The following is a 15,313-nucleotide window of genomic DNA, read 5'->3' as shown; positions in this document are numbered from 1 at the left end:
GCCCCTGCCCCGCGCGTGCACACCTTCTGCGAGGTCTCTGCGGTTATCGTGGCCGGATGGCGATGATCGAAGGAGCGGCGACCGTGGCGTCTCTCATCGAGACCGCGCTACGGGAGCGAGATCAGGAGGGCGCGGCCCGCTGGCGCGCGATCACCCGGTTGCAGGAACGGGGCGATCTGGAGACCTTCACCGCGGCACGGAGACTCTGCTCGGGAAAGACCGCGGCCGAGCGGATGCTCGGGGTCGACATCCTGGGACGGCTCGGCTTCGTCGACCGGACGCTGCCGGTGCTCCGCGCCCTGTCCGTCGGCGAGGACGACTGCCTGGTGCTCTACTCGGTGTTGATCGCCTTCGGCCATCTCAGGGACCGCCGCGCGCTGCCGTCGGTGATCGCCCTCTCCGAACACGCCGACCCCCGGATCAGGTACGGGGCCGCCTACGCGCTGCCGAACATCATGGGCAGCCCACCCGACCCGACGGGCCTGGCCGCGCTGAGACGGCTGACCCTCGATTCCGACGGGGACGTGGCCGACTGGGCTCGCCTCGGCCTGGCCCTGTCAACGGGACGCGAGGTTGAGGACGTCGGGCGGGATGTCCTCGATCCGTGAGTGATCCCAGGGAAGCTCGAAACCCGAACGGCCGAGCACGGTGTCGAGCACTCCCGCGGTGAACCCCCACACCAGCAGCCCGCGCACCCGGAACGCCGGCCCCGAGTAACCACTCGGATGGCGCAGCCTGATCCGGTTGGCCGGATCGACGAGCTCGCGGATCGGGATCCGCTCCACCGACTCCACCTCGTCCGGCGAGGCCGCGTGGACCACGCAGGGCGTGTGCCACCAGGCCAGCACCGGGGTCACCCGGTTGTCACTGCGGCTCACGTACAGCTCGGGCATGGTCCCGATCACCCGGACGCCCGTCGGATCGAGACCGGTCTCCTCAACGGCCTCGCGCAGCGCCGCGGCGATCGGGCCGTCGTCCTCCGGGTCCACCCCGCCGCCCGGGAACGCGGGCTGACCGGCGTGTGTGCGCCCGTTCGAGCTCCGCTGGATGAGCAGCACGTCCGGACCGAGTGGCCCCTCACCAAAGAGCAGCAGCACCGCGGCCGGCCGCCCGCCGGACACCGGCGGGCGCAGCATCGGGGGCACCGGCGTTCCCGCGACCCGCTCCGCCAGCGTTTCCAACCATCCGGGAACCTCTTCCACGGGCACACCTCCGGTCCTCTGCAACACGGCGTCCCGCCCCGCGCTTCCCGGCACCGGCGGGATGTCCGCGGATCCGCCAGGACCCCGAGGCGGTCTTACCACAGCGGTGCGGAAAAGATCACGAGAAGGGGCCGGGGCGCAACAGCTTGGCGGCCTGGACGGGATCCGTGGGGCCGATGCCGTACGAGGGGCAGAGCGCGGCGAGCGGGCAGACTCCACAGGCCGGCGTGCGGGCGTGGCAGACGCGGCGACCGTGCCAGATCAGGCGGTGGGACATCATCGTCCAGTCGCGCTTCGGGATGAGCTCGGCGACGACCTGCTCGATCTTCACCGGGTCGGTCTCCGAGGTCCAGTGGAAGCGGTGGACGAGCCGCTGGAAGTGGGTGTCCACGGTGATGCCGGGCACCCCGAAGGCGTTGCCGAGCACCACGTTGGCGGTCTTGCGGCCGACCCCCGGCAGGGTCACCAGGTCTTTGAGCCTCCCGGGGACCTCGCCGCCGAAGCGCTCGCACAGGACCTGGGCCATGCCGATGATGCTGTTGGCCTTGGCCCGGAAGAACCCGGTGGGCCGGATGATCCCCTCCAACTCGGCCCGGTCCGCACCGGCGTAGTCTGCTGCTGTGGGATATTTCACAAAAAGGGCAGGAGTGACCGTATTGACCCTTTTGTCCGTGCACTGCGCGGACAGGATGGTCGCGACCAACAGCTCGAGAGGGTCACGGAAGTCGAGCTCGCAATGGGCGTCGGGATAGGCCTCCGCCAGGATTCGGTCCATTCGCCGAGCTCGACGGACCAGAGCGAGCCGGGATTCACCACCGGGGCTGACTTCGCGGAGCACTCCGACAGCCTACGCTCAAGGCCCCCCGCAGAGTCGCTCGGTGGGATGGGTCACAATGACTGCGTGAGCCGTGAAACGGGAGGCACTGTGAACTCCGACGACGTGCTGGGCAAGGCCGCGCTGTTCGCCGCACTCGACCGTGAGGGCGCCGCCGCGCTGCGGACGAGCGTCTCCGAGGTACGCCTCGCCAAAGGGCAGACCCTTTTCAGCGAGAACGAGACCGGGGATCGCCTCTACGTGGTGCTCGAAGGCAAGATCAAGCTCTCCCGCACCGCACCCGACGGCCGGGAGAACCTGCTCAGCGTGCTCGGTCCAAGTGAGATGTTCGGCGAGCTCTCCCTGTTCGACCCCCGTCCCCGTACGGCGTCCGCCACAGCGCTGACCGACGTCCTGCTGGCCGGGCTCGGACACGACGACCTGCGCCCCTGGCTGACCGGTCGTCCCGAGGTCGCCCTTCACCTGCTGCGCGCCCTGGCCCAGCGCCTCCGCCGTACCAACGACGTGCTGGCCGACCTGGTCTTCACCGACGTTCCAGGACGGGTGGCCAAGGCCCTGCTGGACCTGGCCGACCGCTTCGGCCAGCGGGTCGACGACGGCGTGCGGGTCCACCACGACCTCACCCAGGAGGAACTGGCCCAGCTGGTCGGCGCCTCCCGTGAGACCGTGAACAAGGCGCTGGCCGACTTCGCCCAGCGCGGCTGGCTGCGCATCGAGGCCAAGGCCGTGGTCATCATGGATCTGGAGCGGCTGCACAACCGCTCGCGCTGACGGGCCCCGTCCCCCGCTGCCCGGCGGAACCTCGCCGCGGCCTCCTCCTCCAGCTCACGACGCCCTGTCCGGCCGGCCCTCAGCACGGTGGGGTCCGCCAGAGGCGGACCTAGCCGTCCAGATAGGCGAGCTGCGCGCGAACCGACATCTCGGCGGCGAACCAGAGGGACCTGTCCACCTCCGCGTAGACGATCTCGACGATCTCGCGGGGCGTCGTCGCCCCCCGTTCCCTGGCCTCCCGGATCTGGTCCAACCGCCGCCGCCGGTGCGCGACGTAGCCGTCGAGCGTGCCGATCGGGTCGGGGAGCACCGGACCGTGACCGGGCAGCAGCGCCTCCGCCCCGACCTGCTCGGCCCTCGCTCTGAGCAGGTCGAGGGAGCGCAGGTAGTCGGCCAGGTCACCGTCCGAGGCGATCACGGTGGTGCCGCGGCCGAGCACGGTGTCGCCGGTGAGGATCGCCCTGTCCCGCGGCAACCAGAAGCAGAGCGAGTCGAACGAGTGGCCTGGCGTGCCCACCACGTGCAGCTCCAGGTCCCCGACGGTGAGCACGTCACCGTCGCCCAGCCCCTCCTCACCCAGCCGGTGCGCGGGGTCCAGCGCCCTGACGGGCGCGCCGACCAGCCCGGCGAACCTCGCGGCACCGCCGCTGTGGTCGTGGTGCCCGTGGGTCAGCAGGATCGTGGCGACCCGGCGGCCCTCCAGATGCCCGGCGACCCGCGCCAGGTGCTCCTCGTCATCGGGACCGGGGTCGACGACCAGCACCTCCTCACCGAGGCCGATCACCCACGTGTTGGTACCGTCCAGGGTCATCTCGGAGGGGTTGGGGGCGAGCAGGTTGAGCGCGTGCTCCGTACCCGCACCGTCGGGCCCCTCCAGGGGGATCCGCAGCCCGCTCACCGCGAACCGCCGAACTCGTAGTCGTCGTCGAGCACGATGCGCATCTCACCGTCCACTTCGGCGACCTTGGGCATGAGGGTCACGATCTCACGCTCGGCCGCGAGCGCCTCGGAGACCTTGTCGTAGGCGCACAGCTCGGTGAGCGTGCGATGGGTCGGGGGCATCAGGAATATCTGGCCCGCCCTCCCCTGGCCGAGCGCGTCGGCGGGCCGGACCCAGACCACCTGGTCGGCCTCGCCGCCGACGTCGCGGGTGAGCTGGCCCGGCGGGAGCGCCGCGACGAAGAAGCGGGTGTCGAAGCGCTTGTTCTCCACCTCGGGAGTGATCCAGTGGGCCCAGGGGCGGAGCAGGTCGGAGCGGAGGACCAGGCCGCGCCTGCCGAGGAAGTCGGCGAAGGACAGGGTCCTGTCGATCAGGGCGAGCCGGTCGGCCTCCCAGTCGTCACCGGTGGTGTCGGCCACGAGGGACTCCGCGGACGGCCCGGCCAGCAGTACCCCCGACTCCTCGAACGTCTCCCGCACGGCGGCGCACACCAGGCCCCGCGCGGTCTGCTCGTCCGCGCGGAAGACCTCGCCCCAGGCGGCGGGCGAAGGACCGGCCCAGGTGATCTCCTGATCGGTGTCGCGCGGGTCGACCGACCCGCCGGGGAAGACGTAGGCCCCGGCGGCGAAGGCCATGCTCGCCTTGCGCCTCAGCAGGTAGACCTCCACCTGACCGGCGTCCTCGCGGAGGATGGCCACGGTGGCGGCATCTCGCGCGGGGACCGGCACGATCCGCCCGGCCAGAATGTCGCGTGCACGCTCACCGAACTCGCCGGGAAGCGGGATACCGTCCATTTGAGACCCTCCGCCAGAACATCACTCGGTTGCCGGGTCCATCATGTGGCACGGCACCGCCCCGGACAATCGCGGGGTCCCTCCCGGCGCCCGCCTCCCGGCGCGCCGCCCCGGCGGGTGGGGCGCCGGGAGGCCGGCTCCCGGCGGGCCCCACGGCACCTCCACGGCCCCCGGCGAGCTCTCGCCGCCCTTCGACCGTCGGTGTGCCCTCGCGGCCGTCAGAGCCTCGCTGACGCCGGGGTGTCCACCCGACCTCAGCGGACCTCGGCGATCACCTCGACCTCGACCGGCGCGTCCAGCGGGAGAACGGCGACACCGACCGCGCTCCTGGCGTGCCTGCCCGCGTCACCGAGCACCGCGGTGAGCAGCTCGCTGGCGCCGTTGACGACCTGCGGCTGGCCGGTGAAGCCCGGGGCGCTGGCCACGAACCCGACCACCTTGACGATCCGCACGATGTTCGACAGTCCTCCGGCCTCCGACGCGACCGCGGCGAGGGCGTTGAGCGCGCAGATCCTCGCGAGCTCGTAGGCGTCCTCGACGCCCACCTCGGCGCCGACCTTCCCGCTGGCCCTCAGCTTGCCGTCCACCACCGGAAGCTGCCCCGAGGTGTAGACGTGGTCACCGGAACGCACCGCCGGGACGTACGCCGCCAGCGGCGGCACCACCTCCGGCAGGGTCAGGCCCAGCTCCGCCAACCTCTCCTCGGCCGTCACTGCTTGGGCCGCTTCAGGTAGGCGACCAGCTGCTCGGGGTTGGGCCCCGGCACGACCTGGACGAGCTCCCAGCCGTCCTGGCCCCAGTTGTCGAGAATCTGCTTCGTCGCATGTACCAGCAACGGCACTGTCGAGTACTCCCATTTCGTCATGCGGGACACATTAGCGAGACGGCTCCCGGCGAGCGGCCCACTACGGGTCCGCGAGCGCCCGGCATGGCTCATGCCCACCACCCGGTACCGCCGGAGGCGGGCCGATGGTCAGGGCGGTCCGCTGTGAGAATCTACATATTTACTTTCCGCATCCGATCGATTAGCGGGAGGGCCACGCACGGCTCCCCGGGCCTCGCCTCCGGCTTCGGACGGGTTCGGCTTCGGGCCGTCCGGCCCACATCGCCTTGCTGACCAGCGTGATCGACGAAAGAGGCTCCCCGGCCACCCTCAGCGCAGGCACCCGCCCCCGGCTCGGGCCCGCCGGGCGACCATGCCGTTTGAGTGCTACCGGGGAAGGCACCGGAGAGTTGTCAAGTAACCGTTGGGTAGCCTTCGAAAGGTGAGAGCTCGCGACACCGATTGGGACGGCGTACGCCTTCACGTCGTCACCGGCAAGGGCGGCACCGGCAAGACGACGGTGGCCGCCGCACTCGCGCTCGCCCTCGCGGCGGGCGGCGACAAGGTCCTGCTGGTCGAGGTCGAGGGCCGCCAGGGGATCTCCCAGGTCTTCGACCTGCCGCCGCTGCCCTACGAGGAGCGCAAGATCGCCGTCGCACCCGACGGCGGGGACGTCTACGCGCTGGCCATCGACCCCGAAGAGGCGATGCTCGAGTACCTTGAGATGTTCTACGGCATGCGCAGGGCCGGCAGGGCACTCACCAAGATCGGCATCGTCGACTTCGCCACCACCATCGCCCCCGGCTTCCGCGACGTCCTGGTCACCGGCAAGACGAGCGAGGCCGTCCGGCGCAAGGGCAAGGACGGCAAGAGGGTCTACGACGCGGTCGTGCTGGACGCGCCGCCGACCGGCAGGATCGTGCGCTTCCTCAACGTCACCAACGAGGTCGCGGGGCTGGCCAGGGTCGGCCCGATCAAGAACCATGCCGACCTGGTGAACGGCGTCGTCGCCTCTCCGGAGACCGCCGTGCACTTCGTCACGCTCCTGGAGGAGATGCCGGTCCAGGAGACCCTGGACGGCCTGAGCGAGCTCCGCACCGCCGGGCTCCCGCCCGGGGGGATCTTCATCAACATGGTCCGCGAGTCGCTGCTGCCCGACTCCGTCCTGGAGGCCGCCGCCGAGAACCGGTTCGACCCGGCGGAGCTGGTGCTCGGCCTCAAGGCCGCGGGACTCACCGACGGCGGCTCCGCCGCGGTCACGGTGGCCGACGCCCTGGCCGAGGAGATCGCCGAGCACGCCCGCCGCACCGAGCTGGAGCGGGACGAGAGGCTGGCGCTGGAGGAGGCCGCACGCCCCCGCTACGAGCTGCCGCTGCTGGCCGACGGGGTGGATCTGTCCGGGCTGTACGAGCTGGCGGAATCAATCCGCACCCAAGGAGCAGCGTGAAGACCCCTCCGGTCCTCGACCTTGACGCGATCATCGACGACCCGCACACGCGGATCATCGTCTGCTGCGGTTCCGGCGGCGTCGGGAAGACCACCACAGCCGCGGCCCTGGGACTGCGCGCGGCCGAGCGCGGCCGTTCCGCCGTGGTGCTCACGGTCGACCCCGCGCGGCGGCTGGCGCAGTCGATGGGGCTCACCGAACTCGACAACACCCCCAGGCTCGTCGTGGGCGTCGAGGGCGAGGGCCGGCTGCACGCCATGATGCTCGACATGAAGCGGACCTTCGACGAGATCATCGAGGCGCACGCCGACCCCGAGCGAGCTCGCCAGATCCTGACGAACCCCTTCTACCAGTCCCTCTCGTCCAGCTTCGCCGGCACGCAGGAATACATGGCCATGGAGAAGCTGGGCCAGCTCCGGCGGTCGGACGACTGGGATCTGATCATCGTCGACACCCCTCCGTCCCGCTCCGCGCTCGACTTCCTGGACGCCCCCGAGCGGCTCGGCCGCTTCCTTGACGGCCGGCTCATCCGGCTGCTCATGGCCCCCGCCAAGGCCGGCGGGCGGAGCGCGTTCAAGCTGCTCAACGCGGGTTTCGGCATCGTCGCCGGAGCGCTGACCAAGCTGCTGGGCGCGCAGGTACTCAAGGACCTGCAGACGTTCGTGTCCGCGCTGGACGCCGTCTTCGGCGGTTTCAGGGCGCGGGCCGACCAGACCTACCGGCTCCTGCAGGCTCCCGGAACGGCGTTCCTCGTCGTGGCCTCGCCCGAGCGCGACGCGATACGCGAGGCGTCCTACTTCGTGGAGAGGCTGGCCGAGGAGCGCATGCCCCTGGCGGGTCTCGTGGTCAACCGGGTGCACCGCTCGCCCGCGGCCGTGCTGTCCGGGGCGCGGAGCACCGCCGCCGCCGAAGACCTGGAGGCGCGCGGCGAGCACGAGCTCACCTCCGCCGTACTGCGGCTGCACGCGGACCGGATGCAGCTGGCCGCTCGCGAGCAACGCGAGCAGGAGCACTTCATCTCCGCCCATCCCACGGTGCCCGTCGCGCGGGTCCCCGCCATGTCGCAGGACGTGCACGACCTGGAAGGGCTGCGCGAGGTGGGCGACCTGCTGGCCGCCCAGTAGCCGTCACGGCGAGCGCGCGTTCGCCGACCCGTGACATGCGTGTACGGCTGGCGCCCGGCGCCAGCCGTACGGGATCGGCGCGAACTCAGCCGGCTATCAGCTCATTCGTCCGCTCATATTCTTCTTTGGCCAACTCCAGCAGGTCCCGCCAGGAGTCGACATCCGGTCGCCGACGCAACAGTGCTCGGCGTTCGCGCTCGGTCATCCCGCCCCACACCCCGAACTCGATGCGGTTGTCCAGCGCATCGGCGAGGCACTCGGTCCGGACCGGGCATCCTCGGCAGATCAGCTTTGCTCGGTTCTGGGCAGCACCCTGAACGAACAAAGCGTCAGGATCCGCACCCTTACAGGCCGCACGGGAGGTCCAATCCGTGATCCACATTCGACCCCACTCCCCTTAGGTGGTCAGTCGTGACTTGGGCCGACGGGCGCGGGCGTCGGGCCTCGGTATTCAATTGCTGCAGAAAGAGACCGTACGCAACCAGACGTTCGGGCCGACAGACCCCGGCGGGACCAAATTCTCACATGGTCATCCACGGCCATCTGGCCGGGAATGACTAGTCACCCACCTGCGATACAGCACGAAGTCATGGCAAAACAGGGTTCCGTTACCGTTTGGGTTATCCGTCCGACGTACCCTGGGTCTCGTGCAAGCTCAAGGCAAAGATCAGGGGTCGGCGGTCGGCAATGTGCTGAAGCTGCTCGGCGCGGCGGCTGTCACAGGTGTGCTCGTCGCCGCGGTGGCGCTTCCGGCGGTGGGTGGCGCGGGGATGACCGTGAACGCGGCGACGAACGAGCTGCGTCTTCTCCCCGAAGAGCTCAAGGAACCTCCCCTCGCGGAGAAGACCACCCTGCTCGATGCGGACGGCAAGCAGTTCGCCCAGTTCTACTTCGAGAACCGCGAGTCGGTGAAGCTCGACCAGGTCGCCGACGTCATGAAGACGGCGATCGTGGCGATCGAGGACACCAGGTTCTACGAGCACGGGGCGATCGACCTGGAAGGCACCTTCCGCGCGGCGGTGCGGAACGTCTCAGGCGGCGGGGTCGTCCAGGGTGGCTCCTCCATCACGCAGCAGTACGTCAAGCTCGTGCTGCTCAACGCGGCGGAGACCAAGGAGGAGCAGGACGCCGCCATCGAGGCGACGTTCTCCCGCAAGCTCAACGAGCTGCGCTACGCGCTGGCGGTCGAGGAGAAGTACACCAAGTCGGAGATCCTTGAGCGCTACCTGAACATCTCCTACTACGGCGCGGGAGCCTACGGCATCCAGGCCGCGTCCAGGCGCTTCTTCGACAAGCCCGCCTCCAAGCTGACCCTGTGGGAGGCGGCCACCCTGGCCGGAGCCGTGCAGAACCCGAGCCGGACCGACCCGGGGGCGGGAAAGGCCGCCCGCGCGCTGCTGCTGGAGCGGCGCAACATCGTGCTGAGCCGGATGGCCGAGCTCGGCAAGATCACACCGCAGGAAGCCGAAGAGGCCAAGAAGAAGAAGCTCGGTTTCAAGAACATCTCGGCCCCCGGTGGCTGCGAGGTGAGCGACTACCCCTACTTCTGCCTCTACGTGCAGCAGGAGATCGCCTCCAACGAGGACTTCGGCAAGACCCGCAAGCAGCGGGAGAGGCTGCTCCAGCGGGGCGGCCTGACGATCAAGACGACGCTCGACCCGAAGGCGCAGAAGGCCTCGGAGAAGGCGATCCGGCAGTTCGTCCACGCCAGCGACAAGCCGGTCGCCTCGCAGGCGATGGTCGTCCCCGGCACCGGCGCCATCAAGGCGATGGCCGCCAGCCGGAAGTTCGGCGGGAACAAGAAGAAGAACGAGATCAGCTACAACCTCGTCGGCGACCGGCTGCACGGTGGCGGAGCGGGCTTCCAGGCCGGCTCCACGTTCAAGCCCTTCACCCTGCTGACGGCCCTCGACAAGGGCATGAAGCTGAACGACGGTTTCAACACCGGCACCGGCTACCAGGCCCCCAGCCACAGCGCGTTCCGCGACTGCAAGGGCAACGCGGTCGGCGAGCCCGGGCACACCGTCACCAACTCCAGTGAGGGCCCCGGCGGTTTCAACACCCTGACCACCGGCACCCTGGGCTCGGTGAACACCTTCTTCATGCGCCTGGAGCAGGAGGTCGGCCTCTGCGAGACGGTGAAGATGGCCAAGAGCCTGGGCATCCAGCGCGCCGACGGCGCCCCGCTGAAGGAGTTCGAGACCTTCACGCTCGGCATCAACGAGATGGACCCGGTGACCGTCTCCGCCGCCTACGCGACGATCGCCGCCCGTGGCACCTACTGCAGGCCGATGGTGATCACCGAGAGCACCGACCGCGAGGGCAAGAAGACGTCGTACAAGCCCAAGTGCAAGCAGGTCCTGGACGAGGAGGTCGCCGACGCGGCCACCCACATCATGTCCGGGGTCTTCACCAAGGGCACGATGAGCCAGGTCGGCGGCATCGGCCGCGACGCGGCGGGCAAGACCGGCACCACCGACGCCTACACCGCCGCCTGGTTCGCCGGGTTCACTCCCGACCTCGCCTCCGCGGTGAGCGTCGGTGACCCGCGCGGCGCCTTCGGGCACGACCTGATCGGCGTGACCATCGGCGGGCGCTACTACAACTACGTGTACGGCGCCTCGATCGCCGGCCCGATCTGGAAGAACTCGATGCTCAGCGCGCTCAGGGACGTCGAGGCGACCTCATTCACCCCGGTGAACATGGGGCGCTTCGGCGGCTGCACCGGCAACCGGTGCGCGCCCAAGCCGCCGCCGAAGTCCGACCGGGGTGACGGCGGTGACCGTGGCGACCGTGGCGGTCGCGGTGACGGTCGCGGTCGCGGCGGCGGTGACGGTCCGCCCTCGGGCGGCGGCGACCGGGAGGTCAACGGCGGCATCACGATCCCTCCGGTCACCCCCTAGAACAGTAGAGCCCTCCGCACCTGCCCCTTTGAAAGGGTCCGGCGCGGAGGGCTCTGGCCTTACCCGGAGAGGTATCGTGCGTGCCGCCACGGCCTCGGGTCAGGAGGACGCGAGGCGCGCCCGTACGGCCTGTGCGACGCGACCGCCCTCGGCGCGCCCGGCGACCTTCGGGTTCACGATCTTCATGACCTGGCCCATGGCCTGCGGCCCGGAGGCACCGCTCTCGGCGACGGCCTCGTCCACCAGGGCGGCGAGCTCCTCGTCGGAGAGCTGGGCGGGCAGGTACGCCTCCAGCACGGCCTGCTCGTCGATCTCCGCCTGCGCCTGCTCCGCCCGGCCGGCACCGCTGAACGCCTCGGCCGCCTCGCGGCGCTTCTTGGCCTCCTTGGCCAGCACCTTGACGATCTCGTCGTCGGAGAGCTCGCGCGCCGCCTTACCCGAGACCTCCTCGACGTTCACGGCCGCGAGGGCCATGCGAATCGTGCGGGTGCGGATCTCGTCCCTGCTCTTCATGGAGGCCGTGAGATCGGCCTTCAGCTTGTCCTTCAATGCGCTCATGCGGTCCATCTTGCCGCCTCACCAGCCCCGCTGTATCCAGAGTTTCCGTCCGGAGGGCCGATCTCGGGCATGATGAGAGGGTGAGGAAAGCAGCCGCGGTGCCCCTGTCCCTGTTCGGCGTCGGCCTGGCCGGCCTCGCGTACGCCTCGGTCATCGAGCGCAACGCGTTCCGGCTGCGCCGCTTCGACGTGCCCGTGCTGGAGCCGGGGCAGCGCCCGGTGCGCGTCCTGCACCTGTCCGACCTGCACCTCACCCCCGGCAGGCGGATGCTCATCGACTGGGTCCGCTCGCTCGGAGCCCTCCACCCCGACCTGGTGGTCAACACCGGCGACTCCATCGCGCACCCCGACGCGATCACGCCCCTGATGCATGCCCTGGAGCCCCTGCTGTCGCGTCCGGGGCTGTTCGTCTACGGCTCCAACGACATGTACGAGCCGAAGCCGAAGAACCCGCTGCGCTATCTCTGGCGCACCTCCAAGGCCGACTACGGGCAGAAGATCCCCACGCTTCCCTGGGAGGAGCTGGGCACCGCCATGGCCGCCGAGGGCTGGCTCGACATGAACAACACCACCGCCCGGGTCAAGGTCGGCGATCTTGACATGGCGGTGGGCGGCATCCACGACTCCCACATCAACCGCGACCGCTACGACCTGATCGCCGGCCCCGCCCCGGCCGAGGCCGACCTGCGGCTGGGGGTGATGCACTCGCCGGAGCCCCGTAACATGACCCGCTTCGCCGCCGACGGCTACCAGCTGCTGCTCGCCGGTCACACCCATGGCGGCCAGCTCTGCGTCCCCTTCTACGGCGCCCTGGTCACCAACTGCGGCATCGACCGGACCCGGGTCAAGGGCATGAGCCGCCACGACTCCGCCTACCTCCACGTCTCCGCCGGCCTCGGCACCAGCCCCTACGCTCCGGCCCGCTTCGCCTGCTACCCCGAGGCCAGCCTGCTGACCCTGGTGCCCCGTCGGCGCGGCGACGCAAGCACCCACGAAGTCCGCTAGACTTTCCCAAGCACGAGCAAGACCGGACGTGTGACCGGGGTGTGGCGCAGCTTGGTAGCGCGCTTCGTTCGGGACGAAGAGGCCGCAGGTTCAAATCCTGTCACCCCGACGTTGAATAAAGTCCCGAGGTAGAGGGCCGTTTCTGAGAAATCAGGAACGGCTTTCTGCGTTACCGAGTGACCATCTCTCTCAGAGCGCCTGGGATCGTGCGGCTTCCGGCGGTTGGCGGGGCAAGGGTGGGATTACGCATAGCGCCCGGCGCGGTTCACCCAGCCCTCCGGCGATCTGATGGTCACGCGCCTGGAGGCCGGCGCACCGGGGACCGCTCCTTGCCCTGCTTCGAGTCACTCGCCTTCGCGGCCCCGGCTGAGGCGATCGCGTTCATACCTGCTCAGCGGTCTGTCGAGCAGGACCCGGCCGAGGTGATCCCGACACCACCTACCCCACGGCTTCCCGAACAGACCCTGGCCACCGAGCCCGCGATACCGACACCGCCGCCCAGGCGGGCTCTCTGCCGCCTTCCCCCGACACCCCGCCCAGATCCGCCCCGGCTCGGCACTGGGCGTCGCCTCGCGCCCCGTCCCAGGCGAACATCGGGGTGGCCGGAGACGGGGTCGGACCCACGAGAGAAGGGTGGGCTGCGACCGCACCTGGTCTACTTATCGCAGGTGCGATGACATAAGGGCAGCCTCTTTGTTGATTGCCAGGGAACCTGCCTCTTGAAGCCCGAATATGCGAAGGTATCGTGATTGTCCGTGGCGACGTTCTGGGTCGGCACGTGAGCCAGTAAGGAGCCCTCGTTGTTCAGGCGTCTTTCCCGGTGGGCCACGATCCCCATCGCCCTCACATTGGCCGCCGGCCTGGCCGGCTGCGGTTCCAGCGATCCGGCCACCTCCGCCTCCTCCAGTGGGTCGTCCGGAGGCGGGGCCACGACGCTGACCGTGTTCGCCGCCGCGTCGCTGACCGGCACGTTCACCGAGCTGGGCAAGACCTTCGAGGCCGCGCACCCGGGCACGACCGTGCGGTTCAACTTCGGTTCCAGCGCCACCCTGGCCCAGCAGATCGTCGAGGGCGCCCCCGCCGACGTCTTCGCCGCCGCCAGCCCGGCCACGATGAAGACCGTCACCGACGCCTCCCTGGCCGGCACCCCGGCCACCTTCGTGCGCAACACCCTCCAGATCGCCGTACCCGCCGACAATCCCGCCAAGGTCGACGACCTGAGCGACCTGACCGATCCGAAGGTCAAGGTCGCCCTCTGCGCCGAGCAGGTGCCGTGCGGCGCGGCAGCGGTCAAGGCGCTGGACGCGGCCGGTCTGAAGGTCACACCGGTCACCCTGGAACAGGACGTCAAGGCCACCCTCACCAAGGTCGAGCTCGGCGAGGTCGACGCCGCCCTGGTCTACAAGACGGACGTCATCTCCTCCGGCGGCAAGGTCCAGGGCATCGACTTCCCCGAAGCGGAGAAGGCGATCAACGACTACCCGATCGCCACCCTGTCCAAGGCGCCCGCCCCCGAGGCGGCCAAGCAGTTCGTCGATCTGGTGCTGTCGCAGCAGGGCAAGGACGTGCTGACCAAGGCTGGCTTCCAAGCCCCCTGACCCGCGATGACGCGATCCGCGACCCCGGCGGGCCGGAACGGCGCACAGCGCCGCCCCGGCCCGTCAGGAGGTACGGCAGGGAGTACGGCATGAGCGGCGACCAGCCCCGTAACGCCATCTGCCTGGGCGGCCCCTGCCACGGCATGCTCACCCACATCGACCAGGACATCGGCACCCTCACCGTGCCCGTCCCGCGCCGCTCACCCGAAGAGCCCGAGGGCGTCGCCCGCTACCGCATCACCCGCGAACGGGTGCACCATCCCTGCCGCGCCGAGCCGTTCATCGCCCTGCACTGGGCCGATTCCCCCGAACCGGCCGGCCCGCCCTGCCCCTGTGGCCTCAGGCACTAGACACGCCGCTCCGCGGGCGCACCTTCGCACGTCCGGCCGACGCGCCGGCCTCGCACCGACGTAGCACCGGATACGGCCCGCGCGGCGCGGCTCTCATCGCCGGTCGCAGCGTGGAGTACTCAACGTCGGAGCGGCCGATGCCGCCACGGTTTCCAGCGCTCATAGGAGCCTTTAAGGGCATAAAGTAACCCCCCGGAGTCAACCGGCAGCAGACGGTAATGTACGTTTGTGGTCATGATCGCATCGATGCGGCGGGTCGTACGGCACGGAGGCGTCGCCTTCGCGCTAGGGCTGGCCGTGCTCGGTGCCGTCGTGTTGATGCACCTGACGCTGTGCGTGGTGGCCCCCGCTCACCGGGGCCATCATCGTGCCCCCGGCCCGTGGCCACCGGCCACGGCGACCGTCGGGGTGAGCGCCGCCGAGGATACCGGCGCCGCCACCGGGCTTTTCACCCTGATCGGCGCGGGGACGCCGGCGGAGCACCTACCGTGCCCGGTGCCGCCCGTCGATGAAGATCACCACCTCTGCGGCGCGGCAGCCGGAGCTCAGATCACCGGCACGCGCGTCCTGGTGCCGGCCGGGCCGGTCGTCGGTGACCCGGTGGTGGCCGAGGAGTCCACCACAGCTCCACCGCCGCCCGCGCGGCGGCGCGCGCAACCGGTCCGTCCGCCGCCCGGGGTCGCGCTACTTCTGCTCAAATCCGTTTCCCGGATATAGCCCGCCCCTCGGGCCGCCAACGACTCCACGCTCCCACTGAGCGGTATGAGCCGTCGTTCGCGCACGCCCAAAAGCGAGCCGATCACATCGCATTCAGGGGAAACGGATCATGATATATACACTTAGTTCACCGCAGATCACTGCGAGTTCGCCGCAGATCGCCACCACCTCGCTCAGCCAGTTGATCACCGGAGCCACCTGCCACGCCCCCGAGCACGTGGTCGGCAACACCCCGGTGCTCTGGATC

Annotated in this window: 17 protein-coding genes and 1 tRNA gene; 10 read left to right on the top strand and 8 right to left on the bottom strand. The window is 69.9% G+C overall.

Features of this window, described 5'->3' with window-relative positions; genetic code table 11:
• The first annotated feature begins 56 nt into the window (after positions 1 to 56).
• Entirely contained in the window at positions 57 to 608 is a 552-nt protein-coding gene (locus ABT061_RS46675; RefSeq protein ID WP_350930153.1) for a HEAT repeat domain-containing protein, read from the top strand.
• On the opposite strand, the gene ABT061_RS46670 is transcribed toward ABT061_RS46675, so the two are convergent.
• Together ABT061_RS46670 and nth are read right to left on the bottom strand one after the other, a co-directional pair.
• Complete coding sequence (locus ABT061_RS46670) at positions 558 to 1,202, bottom strand: NUDIX hydrolase (protein WP_350930152.1); 645 nt, start codon at positions 1,200 to 1,202, stop codon at positions 558 to 560. The genes ABT061_RS46675 and ABT061_RS46670 overlap by 51 nt on opposite strands.
• A 118-nt stretch (positions 1,203 to 1,320) precedes the next feature.
• Positions 1,321 to 2,040, bottom strand: coding sequence for an endonuclease III (nth, locus tag ABT061_RS46665; protein WP_350930151.1), 720 nt, complete (start codon positions 2,038 to 2,040; stop codon positions 1,321 to 1,323).
• Between the two features lie 87 nt (positions 2,041 to 2,127).
• On the opposite strand from nth, the gene ABT061_RS46660 reads away from it, so the two are divergent.
• Positions 2,128 to 2,808, top strand: coding sequence for a Crp/Fnr family transcriptional regulator (locus ABT061_RS46660; RefSeq protein ID WP_350930176.1), 681 nt, complete (start codon positions 2,128 to 2,130; stop codon positions 2,806 to 2,808).
• A 109-nt stretch (positions 2,809 to 2,917) separates the two neighbouring features.
• On the opposite strand, the gene ABT061_RS46655 is transcribed toward ABT061_RS46660, so the two are convergent.
• The 4 genes from ABT061_RS46655 to sp36 all read right to left on the bottom strand — a co-directional run bounded on the left by ABT061_RS46655 (position 2,918) and on the right by sp36 (position 5,407).
• Positions 2,918 to 3,706 carry an MBL fold metallo-hydrolase gene (locus ABT061_RS46655; RefSeq protein ID WP_350930150.1) on the bottom strand — a complete coding sequence of 263 codons (789 nt, stop codon included), beginning with the start codon at positions 3,704 to 3,706 and terminating at the stop codon, positions 2,918 to 2,920.
• On the bottom strand, positions 3,703 to 4,542 hold the full coding sequence (locus ABT061_RS46650; RefSeq protein ID WP_350930149.1) for an NUDIX hydrolase: 840 nt from the start codon (positions 4,540 to 4,542) through the stop codon (positions 3,703 to 3,705). The genes ABT061_RS46655 and ABT061_RS46650 overlap by 4 nt, the downstream gene beginning before the upstream one ends.
• A 254-nt stretch (positions 4,543 to 4,796) precedes the next feature.
• A complete protein-coding gene (locus ABT061_RS46645; protein WP_350930148.1) occupies positions 4,797 to 5,255 on the bottom strand; it encodes a RidA family protein in 459 nt (152 codons plus the stop codon).
• Positions 5,252 to 5,407 (bottom strand): Sp36 family protein, encoded by a 156-nt coding sequence (gene sp36, locus ABT061_RS46640; RefSeq protein WP_012887236.1) that lies wholly within the window; start codon positions 5,405 to 5,407, stop codon positions 5,252 to 5,254. Before sp36 ends, ABT061_RS46645 begins: the two co-directional genes overlap by 4 nt.
• A 400-nt stretch (positions 5,408 to 5,807) precedes the next feature.
• Between sp36 and bagA the strand changes: the two genes are divergently transcribed.
• Together bagA and bagB are read left to right on the top strand one after the other, a co-directional pair.
• On the top strand, positions 5,808 to 6,812 hold the full coding sequence (gene bagA, locus ABT061_RS46635) for an ATPase BagA (RefSeq protein WP_350930147.1): 1,005 nt from the start codon (positions 5,808 to 5,810) through the stop codon (positions 6,810 to 6,812).
• Positions 6,809 to 7,936 (top strand): ATPase BagB, encoded by a 1,128-nt coding sequence (gene bagB, locus ABT061_RS46630; protein ID WP_030924170.1) that lies wholly within the window; start codon positions 6,809 to 6,811, stop codon positions 7,934 to 7,936. Before bagA ends, bagB begins: the two co-directional genes overlap by 4 nt.
• 85 nt (positions 7,937 to 8,021) lie before the next feature.
• Here the strand turns inward: bagB and ABT061_RS46625 are convergent, their stop codons facing one another.
• A complete protein-coding gene (locus ABT061_RS46625) occupies positions 8,022 to 8,318 on the bottom strand; it encodes a WhiB family transcriptional regulator (protein WP_012887233.1) in 297 nt (98 codons plus the stop codon).
• 265 nt (positions 8,319 to 8,583) lie between these two features.
• On the opposite strand from ABT061_RS46625, the gene ABT061_RS46620 reads away from it, so the two are divergent.
• Positions 8,584 to 10,839: a transglycosylase domain-containing protein gene (locus ABT061_RS46620; protein ID WP_350930146.1), complete on the top strand. Its 2,256-nt coding sequence runs from the start codon at positions 8,584 to 8,586 to the stop codon at positions 10,837 to 10,839.
• A gap of 99 nt (positions 10,840 to 10,938) precedes the next feature.
• On the opposite strand, the gene ABT061_RS46615 is transcribed toward ABT061_RS46620, so the two are convergent.
• Positions 10,939 to 11,397 carry a GatB/YqeY domain-containing protein gene (locus tag ABT061_RS46615; RefSeq protein WP_350930145.1) on the bottom strand — a complete coding sequence of 153 codons (459 nt, stop codon included), beginning with the start codon at positions 11,395 to 11,397 and terminating at the stop codon, positions 10,939 to 10,941.
• Between the two features lie 80 nt (positions 11,398 to 11,477).
• Between ABT061_RS46615 and ABT061_RS46610 the strand changes: the two genes are divergently transcribed.
• The 5 genes from ABT061_RS46610 to ABT061_RS46590 all read left to right on the top strand — a co-directional run bounded on the left by ABT061_RS46610 (position 11,478) and on the right by ABT061_RS46590 (position 15,066).
• A complete protein-coding gene (locus ABT061_RS46610) occupies positions 11,478 to 12,401 on the top strand; it encodes a metallophosphoesterase (RefSeq protein WP_350930144.1) in 924 nt (307 codons plus the stop codon).
• Between the two features lie 35 nt (positions 12,402 to 12,436).
• Positions 12,437 to 12,510: transfer RNA gene (locus tag ABT061_RS46605), tRNA-Pro, on the top strand.
• 691 nt (positions 12,511 to 13,201) lie between these two features.
• The gene (modA, locus tag ABT061_RS46600; RefSeq protein WP_350930143.1) at positions 13,202 to 13,999 is read left to right on the top strand and encodes a molybdate ABC transporter substrate-binding protein; all 798 of its coding nucleotides are present in this window, start codon (positions 13,202 to 13,204) and stop codon (positions 13,997 to 13,999) included.
• An 89-nt stretch (positions 14,000 to 14,088) separates the two neighbouring features.
• Positions 14,089 to 14,349 carry a hypothetical protein gene (locus ABT061_RS46595; protein WP_350930142.1) on the top strand — a complete coding sequence of 87 codons (261 nt, stop codon included), beginning with the start codon at positions 14,089 to 14,091 and terminating at the stop codon, positions 14,347 to 14,349.
• A gap of 234 nt (positions 14,350 to 14,583) precedes the next feature.
• Positions 14,584 to 15,066: a hypothetical protein gene (locus tag ABT061_RS46590; protein WP_350930141.1), complete on the top strand. Its 483-nt coding sequence runs from the start codon at positions 14,584 to 14,586 to the stop codon at positions 15,064 to 15,066.
• Positions 15,067 to 15,313 lie beyond the last annotated feature (247 nt).

The sequence above is a fragment of the Streptosporangium sp. NPDC002544 genome, from assembly GCF_040295965.1.
Lineage (GTDB): Bacteria > Actinomycetota > Actinomycetes > Streptosporangiales > Streptosporangiaceae > Streptosporangium.
This window is presented reverse-complemented; position numbering and strand designations above follow the sequence as displayed.

Bases quoted from the DNA above. Each gene is read 5' to 3' on its own strand.
- ABT061_RS46595 (WP_350930142.1), top strand. From the start codon at position 14,089: ATGAGCGGCGACCAGCCCCGTAACGCCATCTGCCTGGGCGGCCCCTGC.
- ABT061_RS46625 (WP_012887233.1), bottom strand. From the start codon at position 8,318: ATGTGGATCACGGATTGGACCTCCCGTGCGGCCTGTAAGGGTGCGGAT.
- ABT061_RS46650 (WP_350930149.1), bottom strand. From the start codon at position 4,542: ATGGACGGTATCCCGCTTCCCGGCGAGTTCGGTGAGCGTGCACGCGAC.
- ABT061_RS46590 (WP_350930141.1), top strand. From the start codon at position 14,584: ATGATCGCATCGATGCGGCGGGTCGTACGGCACGGAGGCGTCGCCTTC.
- sp36 (WP_012887236.1), bottom strand. From the start codon at position 5,407: ATGACGAAATGGGAGTACTCGACAGTGCCGTTGCTGGTACATGCGACG.
- ABT061_RS46615 (WP_350930145.1), bottom strand. From the start codon at position 11,397: ATGAGCGCATTGAAGGACAAGCTGAAGGCCGATCTCACGGCCTCCATG.
- ABT061_RS46675 (WP_350930153.1), top strand. From the start codon at position 57: ATGGCGATGATCGAAGGAGCGGCGACCGTGGCGTCTCTCATCGAGACC.